Origin of the sequence: Streptomyces sp. MBT65 (genome assembly GCF_016612545.1) — a bacterium.
Taxonomy (GTDB): Bacteria; Actinomycetota; Actinomycetes; order Streptomycetales; family Streptomycetaceae; genus Streptomyces.
Genome location: NZ_JAENRY010000694.1, coordinates 1 through 789 on the forward strand (window position 1 = coordinate 1; position 789 = coordinate 789).

At 70.2% G+C, this 789-nt stretch carries 1 protein-coding gene; it reads left to right on the forward strand.

The features are described 5' to 3' along the window. The first annotated feature begins 54 nt into the window (after positions 1–54). Complete coding sequence (locus JHN63_RS51630) at positions 55–699, forward strand: PhzF family phenazine biosynthesis protein (RefSeq protein WP_200692020.1); 645 nt, start codon at positions 55–57, stop codon at positions 697–699. Positions 700–789: the final 90 nt, after the last annotated feature.

Sequence of the window (789 nt, forward strand, 5' to 3'; positions counted from 1 at the left end):
GCGGAGCCCCCGTCCGGGATGACCTCGCCGCCCGCGCGATGTTTGAATGCCCCCGTGACTGACTACGACGTACTGCGTGTCTTCTGCGGTCCCAGCGGCGGATACGGCAACGAACTCGGCGTCGTCCGCGAGGGTTCCGTCATGCCGGACCCGGACGAGCGACAGGTGTTCGCCGGGAAACTCGGTTTCAGCGAGACGGTGTTCGTCGACGACCCCGAGCGCGGAGTCATCGACATCTACACCCCCACCACCCGCCTGCCCTTCGCCGGCCACCCCTGCGTCGGCACGGCCTGGCTCCTGGACATACCCGAACTGGTCACCCCCGCAGGCATAGTTGGCGCCCGCCTGGACGGCGAGTTCAGCTGGATCGAGGCCCTCCCGGAGTGGGCCCCGCCCCGCACCCTGCGCCAGTACGCGTCGGCCGCCGAGGTCGACGCCCTCCCCGTTCCCCCACCCGGCGAGTGGATCTACGCCTGGGCTTGGGAGGACGAGGCAGCCGGCCGCGTCCGCGCCCGCGCCTTCCCGGGCCGAGACGACGGCATCCACGAGGACGAGGCGACAGGCGCGGCAGCGCTGCTCCTGACCGACCAGCTGGGCAGGGCCCTCAACATCATGCAGGGCGCGGGTTCTCAGATACTTACGGCTCCGCAGCCGGGGGGCTGGGTGGAGGTCGGAGGGCGGGTCTTCCTCGAACGCTGACTGCTCAGCAGTGCTGAGGGCTCCGTAGCGCTGACATCTCCATAACGGCGGCCCTTTCACGCCGGTCGGCATTACTCAGCCCGTCCGGCG